This is a genomic window from Mesorhizobium sp. M1399 (genome assembly GCF_040317735.1).
GTDB lineage: Bacteria > Pseudomonadota > Alphaproteobacteria > Rhizobiales > Rhizobiaceae > Mesorhizobium.
The window spans coordinates 1-2214 of sequence record NZ_JAMYKZ010000066.1 but is presented as its reverse complement, the minus strand read 5'-3'; the positions used below and the strand labels follow the sequence as shown (position 1 = coordinate 2214).

Genomic DNA, 2214 nt, shown 5'->3' with positions numbered 1-2214 from the left:
TGTCAAGCGAATCGAGGAATTGACCCCCTCGCCGAATTGAGGAACTGACCCCTTCATTGGTTTGCGGTTTCGTTGGGTTCGCGCGCCGCTCCGGCCTTCTGCAGAAGGCCGGAGCGGCGCTTTTCGCGGAGCCGGTAGCTGTCACCCCGGATGGTGATCACCGTCGAGTGGTGAAGCAGGCGGTCCAATATCGCCGTGGCGACGACAGGGTCCCCAAAAACACTTCCCCATTCGCCCACGGAGCGATTTGAGGTGATCAGGATCGAGCCCTTCTCGTAGCGCCGGGACACCAGTTGGAAGAACAGGTGGGCGGCATTGGCCTCGAAGGGTAGGTAACCCAGCTCGTCGATGATCAGCAATTTCGGCCGCGACAGGATCGTCAACTGCTTGTCGAGCGAGCCGTCGTTGTGAGCCTTTGCCAGCATCGCCACCAAGGTGGCCGCCGTGACGAACTGGACGTTGTAATTCTGGCGGATGGCCTCGCGGCCGAGACTCACAGCCAGGTGCGTCTTGCCTGTCCCTGGCGGTCCAAGGAATAGCACGGTGTCGCCGTGAGCGATCCAGCGGCAGGTCGAAAGCTCTCTGATCTGCCCCTGATCCAGCGAGGGCTGCGCCTCGAAGTCGAAGCCGCCCAGTTCGCGCACGAACGGGAACTGCGCCAGCTTGCTCGACATCGATATCCGCCGCTCGTCGCGCCGCGCGATCTCGCGCGACACCAGGAAGGCGAGAGCCTCACGCAATGTCATCTTCGAACGCGCTGCCTCGTCCAGCAACGTGTCGAGCTGGTCGCGGATCGCCGTCAGTTTCAGCCGGTCGAGCGTTGCGATCAGCACGTCATGATCCACGTTCGTCATCACCAGCCTCCTCCGACCACCGCCTCATATTCCGCAAGCGGCCGCAGCAAGACAGCGGGAGCGATCTCGATGGGTTCTTTACGTACCGGCCCCTCGAAGCCGGCCACGCCAACAAAATGCGCCCGGTCCACAATCCGCTGTCGTCGCCCACGGCACAGGGGATGGTCGGCGACGACCTGGCCGGCATGACGGATAATCACGCGGCCGGCCAGCACCACGACCTGAACGCTTTCGCCGATCAGGCGCCAAGGGACGGAGTAGCTGTTGGTATCGAGGTCGATTGCGCAATCGGCTTGAACCTTGCGAACCAGATCCCGCAATTGTCCGAAGGGTGCCCGGCCGGCCAGCGGGCGTAGCGCCTTGGCTTCGTCGGCAAAACGTTCCGCCGGTTTGACACCGGTGGTGCCGTGTTCACGCTGGTCGGCTACGTCGCGTGTCCATCGGTCCAGGTGCGCTTCGAATTCGGCCCAGCTCTCGAAGCGCCGCCCGGCGATCGCGTTCTTCTTGACGTAGCCGACCCCGCGCTCGTCCTTGCCTTTCGTTCTCGCCCGATACGGCGCGCAGGCCCGTGGCGTGAAGCCCCAATAACGGGCAAAAGCATGCAGTCGTGCGTTGAATCTCACCTCCCGCGTCACCGCATCATGGTGCTCGACCAGGGCCTTCGCATTGTCGATCAGCACTTCCGCCGGAACCCCGCCGAACCGCAGGAAGGCACCTTCCATGCCTTCAAACCAGTCTGCCTGGCGCTCCCTGAGTGACGCGCGAGCATGCATCCGCCGCGAATAACCCAGCGTCCCCACGAACAGGTGAACCCGAACCCGCTCGCCGCCGATCCACACCTTCGTGTCACCGAAGTCGATCTGCATCTGATGGCCCGGCGCCGTTTCGAAGCGGACCGTCGCCCGCTTCTGTGCCTTTAGCTCTCGCCGCCACTGCCGCACTCGAAGCTCCACAGAACGCAGACCGATGATAATTCCGTGCTCGCTCGCCAACTCTTGGCGGATCACATCCGCATTACCGTCATGCCGGAAAAAACGCTCTCGAAGCCAATCATCAAGCCCGTCGAACGCACTGCGCCGGGCAGGCTGTTTAAACGGTGAAGCTCCGCCCTCTCGGAGATATCGGCGAACCGTATTACGCGCGCATCCAAATTCCTTGGATAGACGTTTGGCACCCCAACCAAGCTCGTGCAGCCGCAACATTGCCACCACCTCATCAGCCTGAAGCATATCCCCGCCCTGCATCGTTCGCGACAATGCAGGATGAGCTGAAATCTCGATCGTCATCCATCACTCCTCGTTTGATACGAGGGGTCAGTTCTTCGCTTCGCTAGGGGGTCAGTTTTTCATTTCGCCCGACA

At 62.0% G+C, this 2214-nt stretch carries 2 protein-coding genes; both read right to left on the bottom strand.

Annotated elements, in window-relative coordinates; translation table 11 throughout:
• Positions 1 to 53: 53 nt before the first annotated feature.
• Positions 54 to 854 (bottom strand): IS21-like element ISSme2 family helper ATPase IstB, encoded by an 801-nt coding sequence (istB, locus tag NKH05_RS32910; RefSeq protein WP_352639884.1) that lies wholly within the window; start codon positions 852 to 854, stop codon positions 54 to 56.
• Positions 854 to 2140 carry an IS21 family transposase gene (gene istA / locus NKH05_RS32905; RefSeq protein ID WP_352639886.1) on the bottom strand — a complete coding sequence of 429 codons (1287 nt, stop codon included), beginning with the start codon at positions 2138 to 2140 and terminating at the stop codon, positions 854 to 856. The genes istB and istA overlap by 1 nt, the downstream gene beginning before the upstream one ends.
• Positions 2141 to 2214: the final 74 nt, after the last annotated feature.

Excerpts from the sequence above, each read along its gene's own strand:
- istA (WP_352639886.1), bottom strand. The coding sequence starts at position 2,140 with ATGACGATCGAGATTTCAGCTCATCCTGCATTGTCGCGAACGATGCAG.
- istB (WP_352639884.1), bottom strand. The coding sequence starts at position 854 with ATGACGAACGTGGATCATGACGTGCTGATCGCAACGCTCGACCGGCTG.